This is a genomic window from Acidovorax sp. SUPP2825 (genome assembly GCF_030158995.1).
Classification (GTDB): domain Bacteria; phylum Pseudomonadota; class Gammaproteobacteria; order Burkholderiales; family Burkholderiaceae_C; genus Paracidovorax.
Map to the genome: position 1 here is coordinate 243,085 of NZ_BQXK01000002.1, position 25,907 is coordinate 268,991.

Here is a 25,907-nt window from a genome sequence, read left to right on the forward strand (position 1 = left end):
GTGGCCCATGTTTGAACGTGTCATTCAGTTTTCCATCGCGCAGCGCTGGCTCGTGATGCTGGCCGTGCTCGGCATGGCGGCCCTGGGCCTCTACAGTTACCAGAAGCTGCCCATCGATGCCGTGCCGGACATCACCAACGTCCAGGTGCAGATCAACACCGCGGCGCCCGGCTACTCTCCCCTGGAAGTGGAGCAGCGCGTGAGTTTTCCCGTGGAGACCGTCATGGCGGGGCTGCCCGGGCTGCAGCAGACCCGCTCGCTGTCACGCTACGGGCTGTCGCAGGTGACCGTGATCTTCCAGGACGGCACCGACATCTACTTCGCGCGGCAACTCGTGAACGAGCGCATCCAGTCGGCCCGCGGCCAGATGCCGGAGGGCGTTCACCCGGTCATCGGACCCATATCGACAGGCCTGGGGGAAATCTACCTTTGGACGGTGGAGGCCCAGGACGGAGCCCGCAAGCCGGATGGGCAACCCTACACCTCCACGGACCTGCGCGAGATCCAGGACTGGATCATCAAGCCGCAGCTGCGCAACGTGCCCGGCGTGACCGAGATCAACTCGATTGGCGGGTATGCCAAGGAGTACCAGATCGCCCCCAGCCCCGACAAGCTGCTGGCGCATGGCCTCACGATGGGGGACCTGGTCACGGCGCTCGAACGCAACAACGCGAACGTGGGAGCCGGGTACATCGAGCGCCGCGGAGAGCAATACCTGATCCGCGCTCCCGGGCAGGTGCAGTCGATGGACGACCTGCGCAACGTCATCCTCGGCAACGCGGGCGGCGTGCCGCTGCGCGTCAGGGATGTGGCCGAGGTCGGGCTGGGCAAAGAACTGCGTACCGGCGCCGCCACCGGCAACGGCCGAGAGGTCGTTCTGGGCACGGTGTTCATGCTCATCGGCGAGAACAGCCGCACGGTCTCCCAGGCCGTGGACCGCAAGATGAAGGAGATCAACCGGACCCTGCCCGCCGGCGTGCATGCGGTGACGGTGTACGACCGCACGGTGCTCGTGGACAAGGCCATCGCCACCGTGAAGAAGAACCTCTTCGAGGGCGCGGTGCTGGTGATCGTGATCCTGTTCCTCTTCCTGGGGAACATCCGCGCGGCGTTGATCACGGCCATGGTCATACCGCTGTCGATGCTGTTCACCTTCACCGGCATGGTGAACCAGAAGGTCAGTGCCAACCTGATGAGCCTGGGTGCGCTGGACTTCGGCATCATCATCGACGGCGCGGTGGTGATCGTGGAGAACTGCGTGCGGCGCCTCGCCCACGCACAGCAGCACAAGGGCTGGCCGCTGACGCGGGCGGAGCGTTTTCACGAAGTATTCGCGGCGTCGCAGGAAGCGCGGCGGCCGCTGCTGTTCGGCCAACTCATCATCATGATCGTGTACCTGCCGATCTTCGCGCTCACCGGGGTGGAGGGCAAGCTGTTCCATCCGATGGCGTTCACAGTAGTCATCGCGCTGGTCGGTGCGATGGTGCTGTCGGTCACCTTCATTCCTGCCGCCGTCGCGCTGTTCATCGGCAAGACGGTGGGCGAGAAGGAAAACCGGCTCATGGGCTGGGCCCGCCGCGCCTACGCGCCGCTGCTGGACCGCGCCATGGGCGCCAAGCCTGTGGTCATCGCACTGGCACTCGCGGCCGTGCTGCTGTCCGGCCTGCTGGCGACGCGCCTGGGCACCGAGTTCGCACCCAGCCTGGGCGAGGGCGATTTCGCCATGCAGGCGTTGCGCATTCCCGGCACCAGCCTGTCGCAGTCGGTGGCGATGCAGCAGCAGCTGGAGAGTACGCTGAAGGCGAAGTTTCCCGAGATCGAGCGGGTTTTTGCCCGCACCGGAACGGCCGAGATCGCGTCGGACCCGATGCCGCCCAACATCTCGGATGCCTACATCATGCTCAAGCCTCAGGACACCTGGCCTGCGCCGGCCAAATCGCGAGAGCAGCTCCTTGCGGCCATCCAGGCCGAGGTGGAGCAACTGCCGGGCAACAACTACGAGTTCTCACAGCCCATCCAGTTGCGGTTCAATGAACTCATCTCCGGCGTGCGCAGCGATGTGGCGGTCAAGATCTTCGGCGACGACATGGCCGTGCTCGATCAGACCGCCCAGAAGGTCGCAGAAGTGCTCAACCGCATCGATGGCGCCACTGAGGTCAAGGTGGAGCAGACGAGCGGCCTGCCGGTGCTGACGGTGAACATCGACCGCGCCAAGACCGCCCGCTACGGACTGAATGTGGGCGATGTCCAGGAGGCCGTGTCGATTGCCGTGGGCGGGCGCGAGGCCGGCACCCTTTTCGAAGGCGATCGGCGCTTCGGCATCCTCGTGCGGCTGCCGGAGCACATCCGGACCGACCTGGCGGCCATCCAGCGGCTGCCGGTCGCACTGCCTCGCGGCGGCGACGCCGCGGACGCCCGCGCCCGCTTCATCCCGCTGAGCGAAGTGGCCACGCTGCAGTTGGCACCGGGCCCCAACCAGGTCAGCCGGGAGGACGGAAAACGCCGCATCGTCGTGAGTGCCAACGTGCGGGGCCGGGACCTGGGCTCCTTCGTGGCCGAGGCGGAGCAGGCCATGCAAGCCGTCCAGATCCCGGCGGGCTACTGGACCGCCTGGGGCGGCCAGTATGAAAACCTGCAGTCGGCCACCCAGCGCCTTCAGGTGGTCGTGCCGGTCGCGCTGCTGCTGGTCTTCACCCTGCTGTTCGCCATGTTCGGCAATGTGAAGGACGGGCTGGTCGTGTTCACCGGCATCCCGTTCGCCCTCACCGGCGGCATCGTGGCGCTGTGGCTGCGCGACATCCCGATCTCGATCTCGGCCGCGGTCGGATTCATCGCGCTGTCGGGCGTCGCCGTGCTGAACGGGCTGGTGATGATCTCCTTCATCCGCGGCCTGCGCGAGGGCGGCACGCCGCTGGACACTGCCATCCGTGAGGGGGCGCTCACCCGATTGCGGCCCGTGCTCATGACGGCGCTGGTGGCCTCGCTGGGCTTCGTTCCCATGGCCATTGCCACCGGCACCGGAGCGGAGGTGCAGCGGCCGCTGGCCACAGTGGTCATCGGCGGCATTCTGTCCTCGACCGCGCTCACGCTGCTGGTGCTGCCGCTGCTGTACCGGATCGTGCACCGGCGCAGCGAAGAAGAGGATGCCCAAGCCGCCGCCCACTTGCCGTCTACGGCCTGAGCACGCCCGCCTGCCTGCCTCTGCAGGCCGGCGGGCTTCGCTCAGTTCACCGTCAGCTTGCCGGGGCCTGCGTTGGACAGCACTTTCGCCTTGACGCTCGAGGCGGCGTCCAGGGTGTATCCGCCCGCATAAGGAATCGTCCAGCCCGCCGCAGGAAAGCCGCATTGGGCTGCGAGACCGAGCGCAACGCCGTTGAGCAGCGACCCGGTATCGCGGATGGCGCCCGTCCTGGAAGCCGCACCAGGGTTCTTCACCACATCGGCGCAGGTGGCCGCACCGGGCACTTCGAACACGTTGTTTTCCGAGAGGATCTGCGCCTTGTAGCCCACGCCCAGGCTGTAGTTGTGCTTGTAGGGCGCGTCCGATTTGCTGCCGGTGTAGTAGTTGTTGTACACGTGAACCCTGCCGTAGCGCACGCGAGGCGCGCGCTCCACGACCTGGCTGTAGAGGTTGTGGTGGAAGGTCACCGTGAGATGGCCCTCCTCATCGGTGCTGCTGTCCGAGGCGCCCACCAGGTGGGTTTTGTCGTGCCGGTCGAACACGTTGTTGGACACCGTCACGTAGTCGCTCGCGTGGATCACGTCCAGCGCACCGTCGTGGCATTGCTGGGGCTGGCCCTTTTCGATGGGAGCCTGATCGTCGGTGACGGGCGCGTCGGTGAACCGGTTGTGGTCCACCCAGATGCGTTGCGAACTGTAGATCGTGACCGCATCGAAGTCGGAGTTCCAACGCCCCTCGCTGCTGCTCCAGACCGGCGACAGATCGCAGGGAGCGACGATGGTCAGATTGCGCAGGATGACGTTGGAAACCCGCTTCATCAAGATTGCGGCGTTGACGATCCGGGCATCGCTTCCCGCCCCGATCAACGTGGTGTTGCTCGGAATCGTGATGAGATTGCGCGCAGCCTGATCGGCCCGGCTGGTGAAAGGCCCTCCGTTGTCCGTGGCGGCCATGTCGATGGTGCCGTACACCACGATGATTTTCGGTTGGACACCGCCCGCGCTGAGCGCGGCACTCAACTGGGATGGCGAACTGACCTTGCTCAGGTACTTCGCCGTGGCGCCCGCGCCGCCCGTGGTGCCGCCGCCCTGGCTGGCCCAGCCGTCGGGCGGTGCCGTGTCGGTGGTGTTGTCGGCATGCGACGCGCCGGACAGCGCGGCGATCAAGAGCGCAGCGAGAGAGCGTTGAATCACGATGGAGTCCTTTGGATTGGAAGAACAGAGCGCCACGAACCCCGGCCCCTCTGGCGCGGGGACGGCCATTCACCCGTGACTGTAGCAACGCGCAGCCCTGTCTTCGTCGCACCGACCCGAAGCACCTGCCCGACAGGCGAACTCGGCCCGCGGATGCGGGGCTCACACCGCGAGCCGATACCCCACGCCGGTCTCGGTCAGCAGATGGCGCGGCTGAGCCGGGTCCGCCTCCAATTTCTGGCGCAGGTGGCCCATGTAGATGCGCAGGTAGTGGTTCTGGTCCGAACGCATGGGGCCCCACACCTCGCGCAGCAGCTGCCGCTGCGTGATCACGCGGCCCGCATTGGCCACCAGCACGGACAGCATGCGGTACTCGGTGGGCGTGAGGTGCACCTCGGCATGGCCGCGCCGAACCACCCGGGCGTTCCGGTCCACCTCGATGTCGCCGAAGCGGAACACGGGCTCCTCGGCCACCGGGGTGAGCCCGTTGCCGCTGGCGGCGCGCGGGCGGCGCAGGTTGGCGCGCACACGCGCCAGCAGTTCGCCGGTGCCGAACGGCTTGGTGAGGTAGTCGTCGGCGCCCGCATCCAGGGCCGCGATCTTGTCGGCCTCGTCGGTGCGGGCCGACAGCACGATGATGGGCACCGCCGACCAGCTGCGCACATCGCGGATCAGGCCCACGCCATCGCCATCGGGCAGCCCCAGATCGAGCACCAGCAGGTCCGGCTGCCGCGTGCCGGCGGCCGACAGCCCCTCGCGCAGCGTGGCCGCCTCATGCACCTGCCAACCCTCGGCTTCGAGCGCACTGCGCACGAAGCGGCGGATCTGCGGCTCGTCCTCGATCACGATCACCGTTCGCAAGGCCAGGGTCATGGCGTTTCCGGCGCACCGGGCTCCAAGGGTTCGTCCAGGGGAAGCGGGGGCTCGTCACGCCGCGGCAGGGTCACGGTGAACTCCGCCCCGCCGCGCTCGGCGCTGGCGGCGGAGATGTCGCCGCCGTGCGCCTGCACCACCGCCTTGCAGATGGCCAGCCCCAGGCCCACGCCGGGCGTGGCCGACTCCGACTGGCCACGGGTGAATTTCTCGAACAGCGTGTGCTCCTGCCCCCGCAGCGCCACCGGCAGGCCCAGCCCATGGTCGCGCACGGCCAGCCGCAGCGTGGTGGGCGTGGTGCTGGCGGACACCTCGATGGGCGGCGCGCCGTATTTGGCGGCGTTTTCCAGCAGGTTGACCAGCACCCGCTCGATGAGCACGGCATCGAATTCCACCAGCGGAAGGTCCGCCGGCAGGTGCGTGACCACCGGCAAGTGCCCCAGCGCAGGGCGTGCGGCCCGGATCGCGGTGCCCACCACCTCCTCGACCGACTGCCAGTCGCGCCGCAGGTTCACGCTGCCGCCGGCAATGCCGCTCTCCAGCCGTGCCATGTCGAGCAGGTTGCTCACCAGCGCGTGCAGCTGATGGGCCTGCGCCACGATGGCGCGGCCGGCCTCGGCCTGGCCTTCGGCCGACTGCGCGGGCAGCGACTCCGCCAGCGCGATCAGCGCGGTGAGCGGGGTGCGCACGTCGTGCGAAATGGCGCCCAGCAGGGCATTGCGCAAGCGCTCCGATTCCATGTCCACCACCGCGCGCTGCGCCACGTCCACGTAGTGCACCCGCTCCAGGGCGATGGCGATCTGCCGGGCCAGCGTATCGAGCTGCTGCGCCTGCTCGGGAATCAGCAGCCAGCGCGGCTGCGCGGGCTCCAGCGCCAGCACGCCCCGCACGCGCATGGGCGCCTTGAGCGGCACATAGCGCCAGGTCTGTGCGGCCAGCGTGGCCGTGGTCAGGCCGGCGCTCTGGCCCTGGCGCAGCGTCCAGTCGGCCACGTTCGCGTCGAATCCGGGCGGCAGCCCCTCGGGCATGGCCAGGCGGTCGCTCTCGTCCAGCGCGAGCACCGCCGCGCGCCCGCCGAAGTGCTTTTGCACCGCGGCGGCGCCGATGGCGGTGATCTGCTCCACCTGCAGCGCGGCGGACAGTTCGCGCGTGAGGTCGAACAACGACTGCGCGCGCCGCTCGCGGCTGGCCGACACGCCCGCCGCGAAGCGCAGCCCCGCAGTGAGCTGCCCCACCAGCAGTCCCACCATGAGCATGACCCCGAAGGTGACGAGGTACTGCACGTCGCTCACGGCGAACGACATGCGCGGCGAGACGAAGAAGAAATCGAACGCCAGCACGTTGACCAGCGCCGCGAGGGCCGCCGGCGCCCGGCCGAACCGCATGGCCACGCCCACCACCCCGAGCAGGTACAGCATGACGATGTTGGCCAGCTCGAACACCCCGGACAGCAGGTGGGTGAGCAGGGTGACGGCCACGCTCACGGCCAGTGACCACACGAAGCCCGGCCAGCGGGCCGGATGGCGCTCCTCGCTGTCGAGCGCTTCGGTGCCGGCCCGCCCCCAGTCCGCCTGCGCGAGTCGCCGCGAACTGCCGGCGCGCCCGGCCTCCACGATGTCGAGGGCCGGGGCCGCAGCGGCCAGGACTTGCGCCACGGGCTGTGCGGGCCACCAGCGCCGCCAGCCGGCGGCCTGGGCCGGGCGACCGACCACGAGCGTGGCGCAGTTGAGCCGGTGCGCATGCTCCGCCAGCACCGGAGCGACCTCGCCACCGGTCAGCACCGCCGTTTCCGCGCCCAGGCCCTCCGCCAGCTGGAGCACGGCCAGCACGCGGTCCCGGCGCCGGGCATCGAGCCGCTGCAGCCGCGGCGTTTCCACATAGGCCGCGTGCCAGCGCACATTGAGCTGGCCGGCCAGCCGCGCCGCGGTGCGCACCGTCTGGGCCGCATCCTCGCCGGGCCCCACGCAGGCCAGCAAGGCGCCGGAGGTGTTCCAGGCCGGTGGCACGCGGTCGCCGCCCGCGCCGGACTGCTCCACGCGCCAGCCGCGCACGTCGTCCTCGACATGCTCGGCCGTGCGCCGCAGCGCGATCTCGCGCAGCGCGATCAGGTTGCCCTTGCGAAAGAAGTTCTGCGCCGCCCGCTCGGCCTGCTGCGGCAGGTAGACCTTGCCGGCGGCCAGGCGCGCGGCCAGTTCGTCCGGGGTGGCATCGACCAGCACCACTTCGTCGGCCTCGTCCAGCACCGTATCGGGCACGGTCTCGTGCACGCGCACGCCGGTGATGGCTCCGACGGTGCCGTTCAGGCTTTCCAGGTGCTGGACGTTGAGCGCGGTCCACACCTCGATCCCGGCGGCGAGCAGCTCCTGTACGTCCTGCCACCGCTTGGCATGCCGGGACCCGGGCGCATTGGAGTGCGCCAATTCGTCCACGAGCAGCACGGCCGGCTGGCGCGCCAGCGCACCGTCGAGGTCGAACTCGGTGCGCTGGCGGCCCCGGTAGTCCAGGCTGCACAGCGGCAGCACCGGCAGGCCCTCGACCAGCGCGGCGGTCTCGCTGCGGCCATGCGTCTCGACCACCCCGATGAGCACATCGCGCCCCGCCTTGCGCTCGCGCTGCGCCGCGCTCAGCATCGACCAGGTCTTGCCCACGCCCGCGTTGGCACCAAAATAGATACGCAGCTTGCCGCGCTGGGTGCGCTCTTCCTCCGCGCGCATCTGGGCGATGAGCGCATCGGGGTCCGGGCGGGCGATGTCAGGCATGGGTGAAGGAACGTGCGGGCCCTATTGTGGCGGGCGTTGCGCCGGGATCGGCGCACGCGCCATGGGGCTCACCGCTCGGCATCGAGCGCGAGATTCAGGGCGAGCACGTTCACGCCCGGATCGCCGAGGAGCCCCAGGAACGGGGCATCGGTGTGCGCGTCGATCAGGGCCTGCACGCGCTCCACCGGCCAGCCCCGCGCCTTGGCCACGCGACTGGCCTGGTAGCGCGCGGCGGCGGGGCTGATGTGCGGGTCGAGCCCGCTGGCGGAAGCCGTGACCAGATCCACCGGCACGGGCGCGGCATTGCCGGGATCGGCCTCGCGCAGCGCCTGGACGCGAGCGGTGACGGCTTCCGTGAGGGCGGGGTTCAGCGGGCCCAGGTTGGAGCCGCCCGACGCGCTGGCGTTGTAGGGCATGGGCGCGGTCGCCGAGGGGCGGCCCCAGAAGTGCTTCGGGTCGGTGAAGTTCTGCCCGATCAGGGACGAGCCCACGGCCTGCCCGCCGCGCAGCACCAGGCTGCCCGCGGCCTGCTGCGGAAACGCGGCCTGCGCCACACCCGTGACGATGAGCGGATAGACAACGCCCGTGATCACGCTCAGCAGCACGAAAAGGGTCAGCGCGGGACGGAGGATTTTGGTCATGTCGATGCTTCCTTGCACAGTTCAAACGAGGCCCACGGCCACCAGCACCCAGTCGATGAGCTTGATGCCGATGAACGGCACCACCAGCCCGCCCAGGCCATAGATCGCCAGATTGCGGCGCAGCAGCGCGGCGGCGCCCACCGGGCGATAGCGCACGCCCTTGAGCGCCAGCGGGATCAGGAACACGATCACCAGCGCGTTGAACACCACCGCCGACAAAATGGCCGAGGAGGGGCTCGCCAGCCGCATCACGTTGAGCGCGGCCAGCTGCGGGTAGGTGGACACGAAGATCGCCGGAATGATCGCGAAGTACTTGGCCACGTCGTTGGCGATGGAGAACGTGGTGAGCGAGCCGCGCGTCATCAGCAGGGCCTTGCCGGTCTCCACCACCTCCAGCAGCTTGGTGGGGTTGGAGTCCAGGTCCACCATGTTGCCGGCCTCCTTGGCGGCCTGCGTGCCGCTGCCCATGGCCACGGCCACGTCGGCCTGGGCCAGTGCCGGTGCATCGTTGGTGCCGTCGCCGGTCATGGCCACCAGGCGGCCCTCGGCCTGGTACTGGCGGATCAGCGCCAGCTTGTCCTCGGGCGTGGCCTCGGCCAGGAAGTCGTCCACCCCCGCCTCGGCGGCGATGGCAGCGGCGGTCAGCTTGTTGTCGCCCGTGATCATCACCGTCTTGATGCCCATGCGCCGCAGTTCGGCGAAGCGCTCCTTGATGCCGGTCTTGACGATGTCCTTGAGCTCGACGATGCCCAGCACCTGGGCGCCCTCGGCCACCGCCAGGGGCGTGCTGCCGCGCCGCGCCACGTCGTCGGCCGCGCGCACCACCTCGGCCGGCACGCTGCCGCCCAGCGCCTGGATGTGGCGCACCATGGCCTGCACCGCGCCCTTGCGCAACGCCACCTCGGGTGCGCCGGCCGTGGCGGGCAGGTCCACGCCGCTCATGCGCGTCTGCGCCGTGAAGGGCACCAGGCGCACGCCGGGCGCAGCGGCCTCGTCGGGCACGCCGCTGCGGCGCGCCAGCTCGACGATGCTGCGGCCCTCGGGCGTTTCATCGGCCAGCGACGCCAGCATGGCGGCACGGGCCAGGCGCTCCTTGGGGGTGCCCGGAGCGGGCAGGAACGCGCTCGCCTGGCGGTTGCCGTGCGTGATGGTGCCGGTCTTGTCCAGCAGCAGCACATCCACGTCGCCCGCGGCCTCCACCGCGCGTCCGGAGGTGGCGATCACGTTGGCCTGCATCATGCGACTCATGCCCGCCACGCCCACGGCCGACAGCAGGCCGCCGATGGTGGTGGGAATCAGGCACACGAGCAGCGCCACCAGCGCGGTGAGCGACACGACCGTGCCCGCCCCTGACGCACCCACGCTGAAGATCGAGAACGGCAGCAGTGTCACGGTGACCACGAGGAACACGATGGTGAGCGCCACCAGCAGGATGGTGAGCGCCACCTCGTTGGGCGTCTTCTGGCGCTTGGCGGCCTCGACCATGCCGATCATGCGGTCTAGGAACGATTCGCCCGGGTTCACCGTCACGCGAACCACCAGCCAGTCCGACAGCACGCGGGTGCCGCCCGTGACGGCCGAGAAGTCCCCGCCCGATTCACGCACCACCGGCGCGGATTCACCGGTGATGGCGCTCTCGTCCACCGATGCGACGCCTTCGATCACTTCGCCGTCCAGCGGAATCACGTCGCCCGCATCCACCTGCACCACGTCGCCGCGGCGCAGGTTGGTGGCCTGCTCGGGCAGGAAGGTCGCGCCATGGCGCGGCTCGGCGAGCTTCTTGGCCCAGGTGTCCTTGCGCAGGCCGCGCAGCGATGCGGCCTGCGCCTTGCTGCGGCCCTCCGCCAGCGCCTCAGCGAAGTTGGCAAACAGCACGGTGAACCACAGCCAGACGGCGATCGCCAGCACGAAGGCCGGGCGCATGCCCGTGTCCTGCGGCACCGTGAGCGCATGCAGCCAGAGCAGCGTGGTGAACAGGCTGCCGATGAACACGATGAACATCACCGGATTGCGCCACTGCACGCGGGGATCGAGCTTGGCGAACGATTGCCACAGCGCGGGCTTGACCAGCGCCGCATCGAACAGCGAAAGGGAAAGGGATGTCTTGGGGGTTGTCATGTCAGGGCCTCACTGGGGTCCACAGCATCAGGTGTTCCACGACGGGGCCCAGCGCCAGGGAAGGAACGTAATTGAGCAGGCCCACCAGCAGCACGGTGGCGATCAGCAGGGCCACGAACAGCGGCCCGTGCGTGGGCAGCGTGCCGGCGGTGGCGGGCAGCCGCTTCTTGGCCGCGAGCGAGCCCGCGATGGCCAGCACCGGCACGATCACGCCGAAGCGCCCGAACCACATGGCCAGTCCCAGCAGCACGTTGTAGAACGGCGTGTTGGCCGACAGGCCTGCGAAGGCGCTGCCGTTGTTGTTGCCCGCCGAGGTGAGGGCATAGAGGATTTCGGAGAAACCATGCGCACCCGGATTGGCGATGCCCGCCTTGCCGGACTCTGCGATCACCGCCACCGCCGCACCCACCAGCACCAGGATCGGGGTGACCAGGATGGCCACCGAGGTGAGCTTCATCTCGCGCACTTCGATCTTCTTGCCCAGGTACTCCGGCGTGCGGCCGATCATCAGCCCCGCCATGAACACCGCGAGGATGGCGAACACCAGCATGCCGTACAGGCCCGTGCCCACGCCGCCGAAGACCACCTCGCCCAGTTGCATCAGCACCATCGGCACCAGCCCGCCCAGCGGGGTGAACGAGTCGTGCATCGCGTTCACCGCGCCGCACGAGGCGGCCGTCGTCACGGCGGCGAAGAGTGCCGATGCGGTGATGCCGAAGCGCACCTCCTTGCCCTCCATGTTGCCGCCGGACTGCAGCGCCGTCGCCGCCTGGTCCACCCCCAGCGCGGCGATGCGCGGGTTGCCGGCCTGCTCGGCGGGAATGACCACGGCCACCGCCACGGCGAACATCACCGTCATGGCCGCCAGGATCGCCAGGCCCTGGCGCGGATCGCCCACCACCCGGCCGAACGTGAAGCACAGCGCGGCGGGGATCAGGAAGATCGCCAGCATCTGCACGAAATTGGCCAGCGGCGTGGGGTTCTCGTACGGATGGGCCGAGTTGGCATTGAAGAAGCCCCCGCCATTGGTGCCCAGCATCTTGATGGCCTCCTGCGACGCCACCGGCCCCATGGCCAGCGTTTGCGTGGCGGTGCTCGCGCTCTCCGTCACCGGGTTGCCGGCCGCGTCTTTCACGGGCTGCCCGTCGGCCGTCAGCTTCGGGTTCTGGTAGGCCGTGGCCTCCAGCGTGGCGACGTCCCGGGACGGCGAGAAGTTCTGGATCACGCCCTGCCCCACCAGAAACACGGCGATCACCAGAGACACCGGCACCAGCACCCAGGTGTTGATGCGCACCATGTCGGCCCAGAAGTTGCCCACCAGCCCCTGGCCGTCCGTGCGGCGCGCGGCAAAGCCCCGGGCCAGCGCGAAAGCGACGGCGATGCCCGTGGCCGCCGACAGGAAGTTCTGCACCGACAGCCCCAGCATCTGCGTCAGATAGCCCATGGTGCCCTCGCCCGCATAGCCCTGCCAGTTGGTGTTGGAGACGAAGCTCACCGCGGTGTTGAAAGCCGAGTCGGGCGACACGGCGGCCATGCCCTGCGGGTTGATCGGCAGCCAGGCCTGCAGGCGCTGCAGGCCGTACACGACCACGGCACCGATGGCATTGAACGCCAGCAAGGCCAGCGCGTAGTGGCGCCAGTGCATGCTCTCTTCGGGCCGCACGCCGGCCACGCGGTACAGCGGTGACTCGGCGCGGTGCATCCACTGCGGCAGCCGACCATCGCAGATCGCGGCCAGCCATCGGCCCAGGGGCCAGGCCAGCACGAGAAGCACGAGGAGGAACAGGGCCAGCAGGCCCCAGGCGGACGCGTCCATGTCAGAACTCCTCGGCGCAGATGAGCGCGAACACCAGGTACGCGAACAGGACGACGGCCACGATCGCACCGAAGCCGTAGAGCACGTCGAGCGCGATCACCGCGATGCTCCCTTGGGGCCGTCGAACCGGCCCAGCAGCACCACGGCCTCCGCCATGGCCACCCACAGCGCCACCAGCGCTGCAATCCACACGATGTCCATCTCTCACTCCTGCATCAAAACGATGGAATCGATTCTCGGAAGGCGCCCGTAAAAAGGGTGCACAGACTGGGGCACGGGGCGTAAACGCGCCGTAAAAATGCGTGGCGGCGGGGTGCCGTTACCGATTCTTGATGGGCGGCGCCATGCTTTTGACACCGTTTTTACGGGTGCCTGCCTACGCTTTGCGCTTTTCCAACGACCGCGTGAAGCCATGACCCCTTTCCCCGTTTTCAGAGCCCTTCCCCTGGCCGCCGCCCTGTGCGCGGCCCTGCCGCTGCTGGCCCGCGCCCAGTTCACGGGCAACCTTGCCCTCACGTCGAACTACAAGTTCCGCGGGCAAGACCAGGACATGCTCCGTTCGAACCAGTTCGCCAAGACCGGCGCCTTCAAGCCGGCGGTGCAGGGCGGCGTCGACTACGCCTTCGGTGACAGTGGCTGGTACGTGGGCAACTGGAACGCCAGCGTGAACTGGCTGCGCGGCAACCACCTGGAGAGCGACCTCTACGGCGGCTACAAATGGAAGGCCGGTACCACCGATCTCGACGTGGGCGCCCTCGCCTACCTCTACCCCGGCAACCGCAACGGCAACACCACCGAGCTGTATGCCAGCGCCACCCATGCCGACGAGGCCCTGGGCACGTTCACGCTCAAGTACTCGCACACGGTGTCGGACGACTATTTCGGCTATGCGGGCGCCCGGGCGGGCTCGGGCCTGTCGGGGCGCAACACGGGCTATGTGAACCTGGCGTACAACCACGCACTGGGCCCGCAGCTCAGCTTGAAGGCCGCCATCGGCTATACGCGAATGGCCGGAGACATCCGCCGCCTGGGATGGCCCAGCTACGTCGATTACCAGGTCGGTGCGGCCTACGACTTCGGCGGCGGGCTCTCGCTCACCGGGGCATTGCAGGGGGCCAACCGGCAGGCCGCCTATGCGGCCGCAACCGGCCCGGCAGCGGATGCCGCGCGCTACTCGCCCAACAAAGGGCGCCTCATCGTCACGCTGGCCCAGGTTTTCTGACGGGAGCGCCGCCGGCAAGGCTGGCGCAGCGGCATCCGGTCAAACAGGCCCGATGCCGGGAGATTCATTGCCTCTTTAGCTATTAAATTTATAGCAAATTATTCGGCCAGCAGCGCGGCCGGGTCGTCCGAGGCAAGCACGCCCTGCGCCCACGGCCCGAGTTTGCGGGTGTCGGCGCGCAGCACCTCCTGCTTGACCGCGAGGATCTGCGCCGGGTGCATGGAAAAGCTGCGCAGGCCCAGGCCCAGCAGCAGCCGCGTCATGGAGACGTCGCCCGCCGTCTCACCGCACACGCACACGCTCTTGCCCTGGCGCTCGCCCTCGGCAATCACCTGGGCCACCAGCTGCAGCACGGCGGGGTGCAGGGGGTCGTAGAGGTGGGCCACGGCCTCGTCGGCGCGGTCGATGGCCAGGGTGTACTGGATCAGGTCGTTGGTGCCGATCGACAGGAAGTCGAAATACTTCAGGAAGCTGCGCACCATGAGCGCGGCGGCCGGCACCTCGATCATCGCCCCCAGTTGCACCGGCCCATGCGGCACGCCGCGCGCCTCCAGCTCGGCGCGGGCCATCTCCACCTGGGCGAGGGTCTGCTGGATCTCGCTCACGTGCGCGAGCATCGGGAACAGCAGGTTCACCGGGCCATGCACGGCCGCGCGCAGCACGGCGCGCAGTTGCGTGCGGAACATGGCCGGATCGGCCAGGCTCCAGCGGATGGCGCGCAGGCCGAGCGCGGGGTTCAGGTAGCTGTCCTTGTAGCCCTTGTCGAGCGGCTTGTCGGCCCCCACGTCGATGGTGCGCAGCGTGACGGGCATGCCGTTCATGCCCTGGACCGCCTCGCGGTAGGCCTGGTACTGCTCTTCCTCGCCCGGCAGGTTGCCGTTGCGCCCCATGAACATGAATTCGCTGCGGAACAGGCCCACGCCCGCAGCGCCGCCGCGCAGCGCAGCGGCCGCGTCGGCAGGCTGCTCGATGTTGGCCAGCAGCTCGATCTTCTGCCCATCCAGCGTGACCGCCGGGGTATGGCGCAGGCGCGACAGGCGCTCGCGCTCCAGCGTGGTCTGGCGCTGGCGGAAACCGTATTCGGCCAGGATGATGGGCGACGGGTCCACGATCATCACGCCGGCATCGCCGTCGATGATGACCCAGTCGTCCTGCCGCACCAGCTGGCTGGCGGCCCGCGCGCCCACCACCGCGGGGATGTCCATGCTGCGCGCCACGATGGCCGTGTGCGAGGTCTTGCCGCCCACGTCCGTCACGAAACCGGCGAACACGCTCTTCTTGAACTGCAGCATGTCGGCCGGCGACAGGTCGTGGGCCACCAGCACGAGGGGCACGTCCACCGTGTCGTCCAGCAGCAGGTCCTGCTGGTTGCTGCGGCGCGGGCTGCTGGGCGGCGGCGCCACCGGGCTGGCCACGCCTTTCATGTGGCGCAGGACGCGCTCCACCACCTGCTCCAGATCGGCCTTGCGCTCGCGCAGGTACTCGTCCTCCATCTCGTCGAACTGGCGCGCGATGACCTCCAGTTGGGTGGTCAGCGCCCATTCGGCGTTGTAGAGACGGTCGGTGATCCAGTGCTTGACGCCGCTCACCAGCGCCTCGTCCTGCAGCAGCATCATGTGCACGTCGAGCAGCGCCGCCAGCTCGGGGGGTGCATCGTGCGGCATCTCGGCCTGCAGGCGCTGCAGCTCCTCCACCACGGCGTTGCGGCCGTTGCGCACGCGCACGATCTCCGCGCCGACCTGGTCCGCCTCGATGAAATAGTGCGCCACGTCCACGCGGCTCGAGGCGACCAGCACGGCGCGCCCGATGGCGATGCCGCGGGCGACCGCCAGACCGTGGACGGCGAACGTCATGGCGCTGGCGCTCCTGGCCTGCCCGCGGCGTGCGCAGGCTGGCAGGCGGCGCGGCAGGCGATCAGCGCGGGCCGCACATCACTCCCCTTCGCCGAACTTGCCGTCGATCAGGGCCCGAAGCGCATCCATGGCTTCCTGCTCCTGCGCGCCGTTGGTCTCCAATTCGACCGTCGAGCCCAGCCCGGCGGCCAGCATCATGACGCCCATGATGCTTTTGGCATTGATGCGCCGCTCGCCCTTGGCCAGCCAGACATCGCACGGAAAACTGCCTGCCAGCTTCGTGAGCTTGGCGGACGCCCGGGCATGCAGGCCCAGCTTATTGCTGATGGTGATGGTCGTCTTGATCATGGTGGGAACGTCGTATCTGGTTCTGCGGGGCCGAGATCGCCACCTGCATCACGCCCTGGGTGCCGCCGACCACCGCGCGAGAAACGAGCGCCTCCAGCGGTTCGTGCCGGTAGCTCACGGTGCGCAGCAGCATGGGCAGATTCACGCCGGTGACCAGCCGCGAATGCTCGCCATCCACCAGGCGCTGCGCGACATTGCACGGTGTGGCGCCGAACACATCGGTCAGCACCAGCGTGGGCGAATCGCCTTCGTGCGAGGCCAGCAGGATGCGTGCGGTGGCCAGGGTCTCTTCGGGCGGCGTGTGGGGATGCACGTCGAACGCGAGCACCTCCTCGCCACAGTCGGGAAACACATGGAGAGCGCACTCGCGCAGCGCATGGGCCAGCGGGGAGTGGGCGATGATGAGGATGCGCGTGCTGCTCATGGGGCGATGGAGTGAACCGCATTATGGCGCCGCGTGCCGCCCTCGATGGGCATTCGCAGCCCGCGCGCAAGGCCTGAGGAAGGAGAGGCGACTCCGATCATGGCAGCACCAGTCCGGCAAAGAACGTGTCCGCGACCGCCATGCGCGGGGCGGCCGTATAGACCACCGCGTGGTACAGACGGGTCTGCCGCCCTTCCATGCGGGCAAACCAGACGGCTTGCGCGGTCACCGCACCGCCGTCGCCGCGCCGCCCCTGGACTTGCAGCCGCACCGACTGCGGCAGGTCCAAGGCACCGGCCGGCACGAAGGCAACAGCACCTGCCTCGGCATCCCCTGCCGCCGGCGCCTGCATGCGTGCCAGCACTGCCGCCCGCCACTGCGCGAGGACAGCGCCCGCCTGCGAGGGGTCTTCGACCACCATGTGCGAAACGGCAAACGTCGCACCATCGGCCTCGCAGCCCACCATGGCCAGATCCGCGGGCCGCCCACCCAGATCCACCGGCCGTGTGGCGTGATCCGGCTTGCAAGGCAGCAGCACCGTGAGGCCGGCGCTTTCCAGTGGCACGCTGCGCCAGTTCAGCGCGGGGCTGCAGCCGACAAGGCACAGGGTCAGTGCGGTGGCGATAGCGATGGAGCGATGCATCCGTGCATTATCCGGAGAGCCGCAATGGGCCGGTCGTGGCTTGTTCGTGCCTTTGGAAATCCGAGCGCTCGGCAGCCCCCTGCCGTGGGCGGGGCGGTGACCCCTCCAAGTTGCACGGGGCTTTGGCTTCGCAGGATCAGCGAACTTTTGCAGGGCCTTGCGCTCCATCACCCCGAAGATCCGGGCCGTCCGGCAAAATGTCGACAGACAACTGCACGCACCGTGCAGGCACAGGTGGAAAGAGCGCAATGGGCATCAAGCATTGGTTGGGCGCCGCGGCAGTGGCGGCATTCGCAGGCATCGGCGCCTTCGTGTTCCTGGGCGCCGGCACGTCCCAGGCACCTCAGTCGACCTTCGTGCTGCTGGATGGCTCCAAGAAGACCACCGCCGATCTGCATGGTCAGGTCACCCTGGTCAACTTCTGGGCCACCAGCTGCGTCACCTGCGTGGCCGAGATGCCCGAGGTCGTGGCAACCTACCAGAAGTACCGGGCACAGGGCTTCGACACCTTGGCTGTGGCCATGAGCTACGACCCACCGAGCTATGTGGTGAATTTTGCCGAAACCCGCCAACTGCCGTTCAAGGTCGCCATCGACAACACGGGCGCGGTGGCCCAGGCCTGGGGCGACGTCAAGCTCACCCCGTCCACCTTCATCGTCAACAAGCGCGGCGAGATCGTCAAGACCTATGTCGGGGCTCCCGACTTCCCCGAACTCCATCGGCTCATCGAGCGCCTGCTGGCAGAGACCTGATCCCCGCTCCACGGCTGCCGCTCCCATCCGCGACCAGCCGTTGATTGAATGGGTCAGGCAGAGCCCGCTACACTGGCAGTTCCTTTGTTCCTAGCAACCGCCTGTGGACCAGCCTTCCGTGGCCCTGCTGACGCCGACCCTCCCTGCAGAGATGGACGCTGTGCGCGACATCTTCCGGGAATATGCCGACAGCTTGGGCATCGACCTGTATTTTCAGAACTTCGAGGCCGAACTGGCCACCCTGCCGGCGGACTATGCCCCGCCGCGCGGCCAGATCCTGCTGGCTGAAGTGGACGGAGCCATCGCGGGCTGCTGTGCGCTGCGCCCCATGGACAACGCCGATTACCCCAACGCCAGCGAAATGAAGCGCCTGTATGTGCGCAAGGCATTCCGTGGTTTCGGTCTCGGCCGGCAACTGGCAGAGGCCATTCTCGATGCGGCGCGGCAAGCGGGATATGCCTGCGTGCTGCTCGATACGCTTGATGGCATGGAATCGGCTCGTGCGCTGTATGCCGACCTGGGCTTCGAAGAAATTCCGCCCTACTATCACAACCCCATCGCAGGGTCGCACTACCTCAAGGCGGATATCGATTAAGGCACAGCGAGCGCGCGAAGGGGCGGAGCATCCCGGCGCCTTCGCCGCCATGGCCAGCGTGGTGCTTGGCACAACGGTCCGTATCGACCCCGGGGACCGTCCTGCCATCACCAGCGCCATGCGATGAGGTCACCAAACAAACCGCATCGCGCTGGACACGGAACGGGCAATGTCCTCTCCCGTCCCCGAACCAGCGGCACCTTTTGTGTTCAGCCCTTGGCCTGTGCCAACAGCGTCGCCGCGTCGCTCACTTCAAACTTGCCGGGCGCTTCGATGTTCAGCGATGCCACCTTGCCATCTTTCACCAGCATCGAATACCGATTGCTGCGCAGGCCCAGACCCTTGCCGTTCAGATCCAGCGTCAGGCCCGTGGCCTTGGCAAAAGCGGCATCGCCGTCCGCCAGCATGCGCACCTTGCCCTGGGTCTTCTGATCGCGCGCCCAAGCGCCCATCACGAACGCGTCATTCACGCTCAGGCACCAGATCTCGTCCACACCCGCGGCCTTGAAGGCCTCGGCCTGCTCCACATACCCGGGAACATGCTTGGCGGAACAGGTTGGCGTGAAGGCACCTGGCACGGCAAACAGCGCGATGGTCTTGCCGGTGGTGGCCTGGTCCACTGCGACAGGGTTGGGGCCGAGGCTGCAACCGTCGCCTTCGACTTCGGAATATTCCATCAAGGTGATGGCAGGCAGGGTTTCACCGACTTTGATCATGCTGGGCTCCTAGGGTGTGGAATGAGGGACCTGCAGAACGCGGGCCCCAAAAAACAAAACGACCCAGCATTGTGGGTCGTTTTGAGCGGCTTTGCAGCCAACAAGCCCGTAGGCTTGTAAGGATCTGCCAATCAGACCAGTGCGGCCTTCTGGACCAGACGGGTGGCAACCCAGTTCTTGGTCTTGGAGATCGGACGGCTTTCCGTGATCTCGATGGTGTCACCCAACTTGTACTCGCCCTTTTCGTCATGGGCGTGGTACTTGCTGGATTTCGCCACGATCTTGCCGTAGAGCTCGTGCTTCACACGGCGCTCGACCAGCACGGTCACGGTCTTCGTACGCTTGTCGCTGACCACCTTGCCAATCAAGGTGCGCTTGAGGGATTTTTTAGCTTCCGTCATGTGGGCTCCTTACTTGGCGGCTTGCTTTTCAGCAAGAATGGTCTTGGCACGAGCGATATCCCGACGGGTGATACGCAGCGTATTGGTGTTTGCCAGTTGTTGCGTGGCCTTCTGCATGCGCAGACCGAAGTGGGCCTTTTGCAAGGACTTGATTTCGGTTTCGATGCCAGCGACGTCTTTTTGGCGCAGTTCAGCAGCTTTCGTCATTTCGATTCTCCTGAATTTAAGCGCCAATTTGACGAGCCACGAACGTGGTGCGCAGCGGCAGCTTGGCAGCAGCCAGGCGGAACGCTTCACGGGCCAGTTCTTCAGGCACACCGACGATCTCGAACACCACCTTGCCGGGCTGAATTTCAGCCACGTAATACTCGGGGTTGCCCTTACCGTTACCCATCCGAACTTCGGCGGGCTTGGTAGAGATCGGCTTGTCGGGGAACACGCGGATCCAGATACGGCCGCCACGTTTCACGTGACGGGAGATCGCACGGCGTGCGGCCTCGATCTGGCGGGCCGTCAGACGGCCACGGTCCGTGCACTTCAGGCCGAAGTCACCGAAGGCCACCGAATTGCCACGGGTGGCAACGCCGGTGTTACGGCCCTTCTGCTCTTTGCGGTACTTGCGGCGAGCGGGTTGCAGCATCTTTATTCTCCTTTGCCGTCCGCTGCTGTAGCGGGCGCGTCAACCTTGCGAACGCGCTTAACGGCGGTGTTATCGGCGCCACCGGCACCGGCGGGCTTGTCGCTACCGTCTGCAGGTGCCGCATTGGCACCGGCTGGACGGCGTGGACCACCACGGCCTGCACCCGGACGATCGCCACCTGGGCGGCCATCGCGACGCGGGCCACGGGGACGACGCTCTTCTTCTGGACGCGGTGTTTCCACTGCGGGCAGATCGTTGCGGCCCAGCGTATCGCCCTTGTAGACCCAGACCTTGACGCCGATGACGCCGTAGGTGGTCTTGGCTTCGGACGTGCCGTAGTCGATGTCGGCGCGCAGGGTGTGAAGCGGCACGCGACCTTCGCGGTACCACTCGCAACGGGCGATTTCAATCCCGTTCAGACGGCCGGACGACATGATCTTGATGCCCTGGGCACCCAGACGCATGGCGTTTTGCATGGCGCGCTTCATGGCGCGGCGGAACATGATCCGCTTTTCCAGCTGTTGCGTGATGCTGTCGGCGATCAGCTTGGCATCGATTTCGGGCTTGCGCACTTCTTCGATGTTCACTGCGACCGGCACGCCCAGACGCGTAGCGAGTTCCTTCTTCAGGTTCTCGATGTCTTCGCCCTTCTTGCCGATCACCACGCCCGGACGTGCCGAGTAGATGGTGATGCGGGCATTCTTGGCGGGGCGCTCGATCAGGATGCGCGAGACGGCAGCGTTCTTCAGCTTGGCCTTCAGGTATTCGCGCACCTTGATGTCTTCGGCCAGCATGCCGGCGAAGTCACGGTTGCTCGCGTACCAACGGCTGGCCCAGTTGCGGCTGACCGCCAGGCGGAAGCCGGTAGGATGGATTTTCTGTCCCATAGTCTTCCTCGGGCCTTCAGTTGCCAACCGTCACGTACACATGGCACGTGGGCTTGCTGATGCGATTGCCGCGGCCTTTGGCGCGCGCGGTGAAACGCTTGAGCGTGGTGCCTTGTTCGACGTAGATGGTCTTGACCTTCAGTTCGTCGATGTCGGCGCCGTCGTTGTGCTCAGCGTTGGCGATGGCGGACTCCAGCACCTTCTTGACGATTCCCGCAGCTTTTTTCTGCGTGAACGTCAGGATGTTCAGAGCCTGGTCGACCTTCTTGCCGCGGATCAGATCAGCGACCAGACGGCCCTTGTCGACCGACAGACGGACGCCCCGGAGGACTGCACGTGTTTCAGACATGGTCGTTCCTTACTTCTTCTGGACTTTCTTGTCCGCGGGGTGACCCTTGAAGGTGCGCGTCAGGGCGAATTCGCCCAGCTTGTGGCCCACCATCTGGTCGGTAACATACACCGGTACGTGCTGCTTGCCGTTGTGCACGGCAATGGTCAGACCGATGAAATCGGGCAGAACCATGGAGCGACGCGACCAGGTCTTGACTGGTTTCTTGTCCTTGGTCGCAATGGCCTTTTCGACCTTTGCCATCAAGTGGTGGTCAACAAACGGACCCTTTTTGAGAGAGCGAGTCATTTGTTATCCCTTACTTCTTGCGACGCGACACAATCATCACTTGTGTGCGCTTGTTGTTGCGGGTGCGATAACCCTTGGTCAGATTGCCCCAAGGATCGACTGCATGGCGGCCTTCGCCGGTGCGGCCTTCGCCACCACCGTGAGGGTGATCCACCGGGTTCATGGCCACGCCACGAACCGTTGGGCGAATACCCATCCAACGCTTCACACCGGCCTTGCCGAGTTGGCGCAGGCTGTGCTCTTCGTTGGCGACTTCGCCGATGGTTGCACGGCACTCGATGTGGATCTTGCGCACTTCGCCAGAGCGCATGCGCACCTGGGCGTACGTGCCTTCACGGGCCAGCAGCGTTGCGGAAGCACCTGCCGAGCGTGCGATCTGTGCACCGGCACCGGGCTTGAGCTCGATGCAGTGGATGGTCGAACCCACGGGGATGTTGCGGATCGGCAGCGTGTTGCCTGCGCGGATCGGGGCTTCGGAGCCGCTCAGGAGCGTGCTGCCGACTTCCAGACCACGGGGGGCAATGATGTAACGGCGCTCGCCGTCGGCATAGCACACCAGAGCGATGTGGGCCGTACGGTTCGGATCGTATTCAATGCGCTCGACCTTTGCAGGGATGCCATCCTTGTTGCGGACGAAATCCACCACACGGTAGTGGTGCTTGTGACCGCCGCCCTTGTGGCGGGTCGTGATGTGACCGTTGTTGTTGCGACCGGCCTTCTGGAACTGCGGCTCCAGCAGCGGCGCATACGCCTCACCCTTGTACAGGTGGTCACGGGTAACCTTCACCACGGCACGTTGGCCGGGCGAAGTGGGTTTCATTTTGATGACGGCCATGATTACGCGGCCTCCCCGGACAGGTTCAGCTCTTGACCTGGTTGCAGCGTGACATAAGCCTTGCGCACGTTGTCGCGACGGCCCATGGTCTTGCCAAAACGCTTGGCCTTGCCTTTGGTGTTCACCACAGAAACGCCCTTGACCTCGACCTTGAACATCAATTCCACAGCGGCCTTGATTTCTGGCTTGGTTGCGTTCTGCAGCACCTTGAACGTCACAGCATTGGACTTCTCGGCAACCATGGTGGCCTTTTCGGACACGATGGGAGCGACCAGCACTTGCATCAGACGACCTTCGTCAAACTTGGGCGTGCTCATGCGAACATCTCCTTGAGTTTGTCGATCGCGCCCTTGGTGACGAGCACTTTCTTGTAGTGCACCAGCGACACGGGGTCTGCGTAACGGGGTTCAACGATGAACACGTTCTTCAGATTGCGCGAAGCAAGGTACAGGTTTTCGTCCACTTCGTCGGCGATCACCATCACCGACTGCAGGTTCATCGCCTTGAACTTGTCGGCGAGCACCTTGGTCTTGGGGCTTTCCAGCGTCAGCGAGTCCACCACGGCCAGACGGCCTTCACGGGCCAGCTGCGAAAAGATCGCAGCCATGCCGGCGCGGTACATCTTCTTGTTGATCTTCTGCGTGAAGTTTTCTTCAGGCAGATTCGGGAAGATGCGACCGCCCCCACGCCACAGAGGCGAGGAGGTCATACCGGCGCGAGCGCGGCCAGTGCCTTTTTGCTTGAAGGGCTTCTTGGTGGAGTGCTTGACCTGCTCGCGGTCTTTTTGAGCACGCGTGCCTTGGCGGGCATTGGCCTGGTAAGCCACCACGATCTGGTGAACCAGATCTTCGTTGTATTCGCGACCGAACACGGTTTCGGGCGCATCGAACTTCGATGCGGCCTGGCCTTGGTCATTCAGGAGTTCGAGCTGCATTAGTTCGCTCCCTTGGAAGCTTTGGCCTTGACTGCCGGACGCACCGTCACGAACCCACCCTTGGAGCCCGGAATGGCGCCCTTGATCAAGAGCAGTTGACGCGCTTCGTCGATGCGGATGACATCGAGGTTTTGCGTGGTCTTGGTGACATCGCCCAGGTGGCCGGTCATGCGCTTACCGGGGAACACGCGACCGGGGTCTTGTGCCATACCGATGGAGCCAGGCACATTGTGCGAACGGCTGTTACCGTGCGATGCGCGCTGCGAAGCCATGTTGTGGCGCTTGATCGTGCCAGCGTAGCCCTTGCCGATCGACGTGCCTTGCACGTCCACCTTTTGGCCCACAGTGAACAGCGTCACGGGGACGGTAGAACCGACGGCGTACTGGGCGGCGACGTCAGCGGTCACGCGGAATTCGCGGATCACTTCACCGGCTTCGACGCCGGCCTTCGCCAGATGGCCCGCTGCGGGCTTGGTCACGCGCGATGCCTTGCGCGAACCAAACGTGACCTGCAAGGCCACGTAGCCATCGTTCTCTTGGGTTTTAACCTGGGTCACGCGGTTGTTGGACACATCCACCACCGTGACGGGCACTGCGTCCCCGTCATCGGTGAACAGACGCATCATGCCCACCTTGCGGCCCAGCAACCCTTGGGAGTTGCTTTGACTCATTGATTTTCTCCAAAACTTTCACCGCCTCGACTTCAATTGGCCAAAGCGTTTGCACAACGTTTGCACCGCCGTGCGCGAAAGAAGGTTGATAAAACTCCGCCGCCGTCACGCAAAGCGCAAAAAAGGCGAAGCCGCAAAGTATAACGCGGACTGCTTTTGCAAGCAAGTCCGCGTTATGTGTTGGTGCGCAGCAACCGCCGCGCCCCGGAGCCGGCAGATTACTGCAGCTTGATTTCGACGTCCACGCCAGCCGGCAGGTCGAGCTTCATCAGCGCGTCCACCGTCTTGTCCGTCGGATCGACGATGTCCATCAGGCGCTGGTGCGTGCGGATTTCGAGCTGGTCGCGGCTGGTTTTGTTGACGTGCGGCGAACGCAGGATGTCGAAACGCTTCATGCGCGTCGGCAGGGGCACGGGGCCCTTGACGATGGCGCCGGTGCGCTTGGCGGTATCAACGATCTCGGCAGCGGACTGGTCGATCAGCTTGTAATCAAACGCCTTCAGGCGGATGCGGATTTTTTGCTTGGACATGGCAAGTTCCTTTGTGCCTGAGGCTTAAGCAATGATCTTGGCCACGACGCCGGCGCCGACGGTGCGACCGCCTTCACGGATGGCGAAGCGCAGGCCTTCTTCCATGGCGATGGGGTTGATCAGCTTGACGGTGATCGACACGTTGTCGCCGGGCATGACCATTTCCTTGTCGGCTGGCAGCTCGATGGCGCCAGTCACGTCGGTCGTGCGGAAGTAGAACTGAGGACGGTAGTTGTTGAAGAAAGGCGTGTGACGGCCACCTTCGTCCTTGGACAGCACGTACACCTCGGCGGTGAAGTGCGTGTGCGGCTTGATGGAGTTGGGCTTGCACAGCACTTGGCCGCGTTCCACGTCTTCGCGCTTGGTACCGCGCAGCAGCAGGCCGACGTTGTCGCCAGCCTGGCCTTGATCCAGCAGCTTGCGGAACATTTCCACGCCCGTGCAGGTGGTCTTTTGCGTGTCGCGGATACCGACGATTTCGATTTCTTCGCCGACCTTGATGATGCCGCGCTCGATACGGCCCGTCACCACGGTGCCGCGACCGGAGATCGAGAACACGTCTTCCACGGGCATCAGGAATGCGCCGTCCACAGCGCGCTCGGGCGTGGGGATGTACGAGTCCAGGGCTTCGGCCAGCTTCATGATGGCTTCTTCACCCAGGGCGCCCTTGTCGCCTTCCAGGGCGAGCTTGGCGGAACCGCGGATGATGGGGGTGTCGTCGCCTGGGAAGTTGTACTTGTCCAGGAGTTCGCGCACTTCCATTTCGACGAGCTCGAGCAGCTCTTCGTCGTCGACCATGTCGCACTTGTTCAGGAACACGATGATGTAAGGCACGCCCACTTGGCGGGCCAGCAGGATGTGCTCGCGGGTCTGGGGCATGGGGCCGTCAGCGGCCGAGCACACCAGGATGGCGCCGTCCATCTGGGCAGCGCCGGTGATCATGTTCTTCACATAGTCGGCGTGACCGGGGCAGTCCACGTGGGCGTAGTGGCGGTTGGCCGTTTCGTATTCCACGTGGGCGGTGTTGATCGTGATGCCGCGGGCCTTTTCTTCGGGCGCTGCGTCGATCTGGTCGTATGCCTTGGCTTCGCCGCCGAACTTGGAGGACAGCACCGTGGCGATGGCCGCCGTCAGCGTCGTCTTGCCATGGTCCACGTGACCGATGGTGCCCACGTTCACGTGGGGCTTGGTACGTTCGAACTTACCTTTTGCCATTTTGAATCTCCAAAGAGCAATGC

At 66.3% G+C, this 25,907-nt stretch carries 28 protein-coding genes; 4 read left to right on the plus strand and 24 right to left on the minus strand.

The features are described from left to right. Positions 1-7: 7 nt before the first annotated feature. Complete coding sequence (locus AVAK2825_RS03630; RefSeq protein WP_284394483.1) at positions 8-3,181, plus strand: CusA/CzcA family heavy metal efflux RND transporter; 3,174 nt, start codon at positions 8-10, stop codon at positions 3,179-3,181. Between the two features lie 41 nt (positions 3,182-3,222). On the opposite strand, the gene AVAK2825_RS03635 is transcribed toward AVAK2825_RS03630, so the two are convergent. The 7 genes from AVAK2825_RS03635 to kdpF form a co-directional block, all read right to left on the minus strand. Beyond that, positions 3,223-4,374 carry a pectate lyase family protein gene (locus AVAK2825_RS03635; protein ID WP_284394486.1) on the minus strand — a complete coding sequence of 384 codons (1,152 nt, stop codon included), beginning with the start codon at positions 4,372-4,374 and terminating at the stop codon, positions 3,223-3,225. Between the two features lie 162 nt (positions 4,375-4,536). Next, positions 4,537-5,247: a two-component system response regulator KdpE gene (kdpE, locus tag AVAK2825_RS03640; RefSeq protein ID WP_272565805.1), complete on the minus strand. Its 711-nt coding sequence runs from the start codon at positions 5,245-5,247 to the stop codon at positions 4,537-4,539. Then, positions 5,244-8,006, minus strand: a complete 2,763-nt coding sequence (locus AVAK2825_RS03645; RefSeq protein ID WP_284394488.1) for a DUF4118 domain-containing protein — start codon at positions 8,004-8,006, stop codon at positions 5,244-5,246. The genes kdpE and AVAK2825_RS03645 overlap by 4 nt, the downstream gene beginning before the upstream one ends. Before the next feature lie 68 nt (positions 8,007-8,074). Further along, positions 8,075-8,647: a potassium-transporting ATPase subunit KdpC gene (gene kdpC, locus AVAK2825_RS03650; RefSeq protein WP_272565807.1), complete on the minus strand. Its 573-nt coding sequence runs from the start codon at positions 8,645-8,647 to the stop codon at positions 8,075-8,077. Between the two features lie 21 nt (positions 8,648-8,668). Next, the gene (kdpB, locus tag AVAK2825_RS03655) at positions 8,669-10,765 is read right to left on the minus strand and encodes a potassium-transporting ATPase subunit KdpB (RefSeq protein ID WP_284394491.1); all 2,097 of its coding nucleotides are present in this window, start codon (positions 10,763-10,765) and stop codon (positions 8,669-8,671) included. 1 nt (position 10,766) lies between these two features. Continuing rightward, on the minus strand, positions 10,767-12,581 hold the full coding sequence (gene kdpA / locus AVAK2825_RS03660; RefSeq protein ID WP_284394493.1) for a potassium-transporting ATPase subunit KdpA: 1,815 nt from the start codon (positions 12,579-12,581) through the stop codon (positions 10,767-10,769). 1 nt (position 12,582) lies between these two features. Continuing rightward, positions 12,583-12,681: a K(+)-transporting ATPase subunit F gene (gene kdpF, locus AVAK2825_RS03665; protein WP_272565812.1), complete on the minus strand. Its 99-nt coding sequence runs from the start codon at positions 12,679-12,681 to the stop codon at positions 12,583-12,585. Between the two features lie 312 nt (positions 12,682-12,993). Between kdpF and AVAK2825_RS03670 the strand changes: the two genes are divergently transcribed. Further along, positions 12,994-13,803, plus strand: coding sequence for a TorF family putative porin (locus AVAK2825_RS03670; RefSeq protein ID WP_284394496.1), 810 nt, complete (start codon positions 12,994-12,996; stop codon positions 13,801-13,803). Positions 13,804-13,901: 98 nt separating this feature from the next. On the opposite strand, the gene ptsP is transcribed toward AVAK2825_RS03670, so the two are convergent. The 4 genes from ptsP to AVAK2825_RS03690 form a co-directional block, all read right to left on the minus strand. Continuing rightward, entirely contained in the window at positions 13,902-15,656 is a 1,755-nt protein-coding gene (ptsP, locus tag AVAK2825_RS03675) for a phosphoenolpyruvate--protein phosphotransferase (RefSeq protein WP_284394498.1), read from the minus strand. A 78-nt stretch (positions 15,657-15,734) separates the two neighbouring features. Further along, positions 15,735-16,004, minus strand: a complete 270-nt coding sequence (locus tag AVAK2825_RS03680) for an HPr family phosphocarrier protein (protein ID WP_272549631.1) — start codon at positions 16,002-16,004, stop codon at positions 15,735-15,737. Continuing rightward, the gene (locus tag AVAK2825_RS03685) at positions 15,973-16,428 is read right to left on the minus strand and encodes a PTS sugar transporter subunit IIA (protein ID WP_272565817.1); all 456 of its coding nucleotides are present in this window, start codon (positions 16,426-16,428) and stop codon (positions 15,973-15,975) included. The genes AVAK2825_RS03680 and AVAK2825_RS03685 overlap by 32 nt, the downstream gene beginning before the upstream one ends. Before the next feature lie 97 nt (positions 16,429-16,525). Continuing rightward, complete coding sequence (locus AVAK2825_RS03690; RefSeq protein ID WP_284394507.1) at positions 16,526-17,071, minus strand: hypothetical protein; 546 nt, start codon at positions 17,069-17,071, stop codon at positions 16,526-16,528. 248 nt (positions 17,072-17,319) lie between these two features. Here AVAK2825_RS03690 and AVAK2825_RS03695 point away from each other — a divergent pair, with 248 nt between their 5' ends. Together AVAK2825_RS03695 and AVAK2825_RS03700 are read left to right on the plus strand one after the other, a co-directional pair. After that, positions 17,320-17,823, plus strand: coding sequence for a TlpA disulfide reductase family protein (locus AVAK2825_RS03695; RefSeq protein ID WP_272565820.1), 504 nt, complete (start codon positions 17,320-17,322; stop codon positions 17,821-17,823). Between the two features lie 103 nt (positions 17,824-17,926). Next, a complete protein-coding gene (locus AVAK2825_RS03700; protein ID WP_284394511.1) occupies positions 17,927-18,418 on the plus strand; it encodes a GNAT family N-acetyltransferase in 492 nt (163 codons plus the stop codon). 209 nt (positions 18,419-18,627) lie between these two features. Here AVAK2825_RS03700 and AVAK2825_RS03705 read toward each other — a convergent pair whose 3' ends face one another. From AVAK2825_RS03705 to tuf, 13 genes are all read right to left on the minus strand, one after another. Continuing rightward, positions 18,628-19,134 (minus strand): peroxiredoxin, encoded by a 507-nt coding sequence (locus AVAK2825_RS03705; RefSeq protein WP_272565822.1) that lies wholly within the window; start codon positions 19,132-19,134, stop codon positions 18,628-18,630. Between the two features lie 131 nt (positions 19,135-19,265). After that, the gene (gene rpsQ, locus AVAK2825_RS03710; protein WP_092745113.1) at positions 19,266-19,535 is read right to left on the minus strand and encodes a 30S ribosomal protein S17; all 270 of its coding nucleotides are present in this window, start codon (positions 19,533-19,535) and stop codon (positions 19,266-19,268) included. Positions 19,536-19,544: 9 nt separating this feature from the next. Beyond that, on the minus strand, positions 19,545-19,742 hold the full coding sequence (rpmC, locus tag AVAK2825_RS03715) for a 50S ribosomal protein L29 (RefSeq protein WP_272549639.1): 198 nt from the start codon (positions 19,740-19,742) through the stop codon (positions 19,545-19,547). 16 nt (positions 19,743-19,758) lie between these two features. Then, positions 19,759-20,175 (minus strand): 50S ribosomal protein L16, encoded by a 417-nt coding sequence (gene rplP / locus AVAK2825_RS03720; protein ID WP_056662458.1) that lies wholly within the window; start codon positions 20,173-20,175, stop codon positions 19,759-19,761. 2 nt (positions 20,176-20,177) lie between these two features. Next, positions 20,178-21,062, minus strand: a complete 885-nt coding sequence (rpsC, locus tag AVAK2825_RS03725) for a 30S ribosomal protein S3 (protein WP_272565825.1) — start codon at positions 21,060-21,062, stop codon at positions 20,178-20,180. 16 nt (positions 21,063-21,078) lie between these two features. Further along, entirely contained in the window at positions 21,079-21,411 is a 333-nt protein-coding gene (rplV, locus tag AVAK2825_RS03730; RefSeq protein WP_005796970.1) for a 50S ribosomal protein L22, read from the minus strand. A 9-nt stretch (positions 21,412-21,420) separates the two neighbouring features. Further along, positions 21,421-21,699 carry a 30S ribosomal protein S19 gene (gene rpsS / locus AVAK2825_RS03735; RefSeq protein WP_272565826.1) on the minus strand — a complete coding sequence of 93 codons (279 nt, stop codon included), beginning with the start codon at positions 21,697-21,699 and terminating at the stop codon, positions 21,421-21,423. A gap of 10 nt (positions 21,700-21,709) precedes the next feature. Next, positions 21,710-22,534 carry a 50S ribosomal protein L2 gene (gene rplB / locus AVAK2825_RS03740; protein WP_092745109.1) on the minus strand — a complete coding sequence of 275 codons (825 nt, stop codon included), beginning with the start codon at positions 22,532-22,534 and terminating at the stop codon, positions 21,710-21,712. A 2-nt stretch (positions 22,535-22,536) separates the two neighbouring features. Next, the gene (gene rplW / locus AVAK2825_RS03745; protein WP_272549645.1) at positions 22,537-22,851 is read right to left on the minus strand and encodes a 50S ribosomal protein L23; all 315 of its coding nucleotides are present in this window, start codon (positions 22,849-22,851) and stop codon (positions 22,537-22,539) included. Continuing rightward, positions 22,848-23,468 (minus strand): 50S ribosomal protein L4, encoded by a 621-nt coding sequence (gene rplD, locus AVAK2825_RS03750; protein WP_092745107.1) that lies wholly within the window; start codon positions 23,466-23,468, stop codon positions 22,848-22,850. The genes rplW and rplD overlap by 4 nt, the downstream gene beginning before the upstream one ends. After that, positions 23,468-24,139, minus strand: a complete 672-nt coding sequence (gene rplC, locus AVAK2825_RS03755; RefSeq protein ID WP_272549647.1) for a 50S ribosomal protein L3 — start codon at positions 24,137-24,139, stop codon at positions 23,468-23,470. The genes rplD and rplC overlap by 1 nt, the downstream gene beginning before the upstream one ends. Before the next feature lie 218 nt (positions 24,140-24,357). Beyond that, on the minus strand, positions 24,358-24,669 hold the full coding sequence (gene rpsJ / locus AVAK2825_RS03760) for a 30S ribosomal protein S10 (RefSeq protein ID WP_005796953.1): 312 nt from the start codon (positions 24,667-24,669) through the stop codon (positions 24,358-24,360). Between the two features lie 24 nt (positions 24,670-24,693). After that, complete coding sequence (gene tuf, locus AVAK2825_RS03765; protein ID WP_272549654.1) at positions 24,694-25,884, minus strand: elongation factor Tu; 1,191 nt, start codon at positions 25,882-25,884, stop codon at positions 24,694-24,696. Positions 25,885-25,907 lie beyond the last annotated feature (23 nt).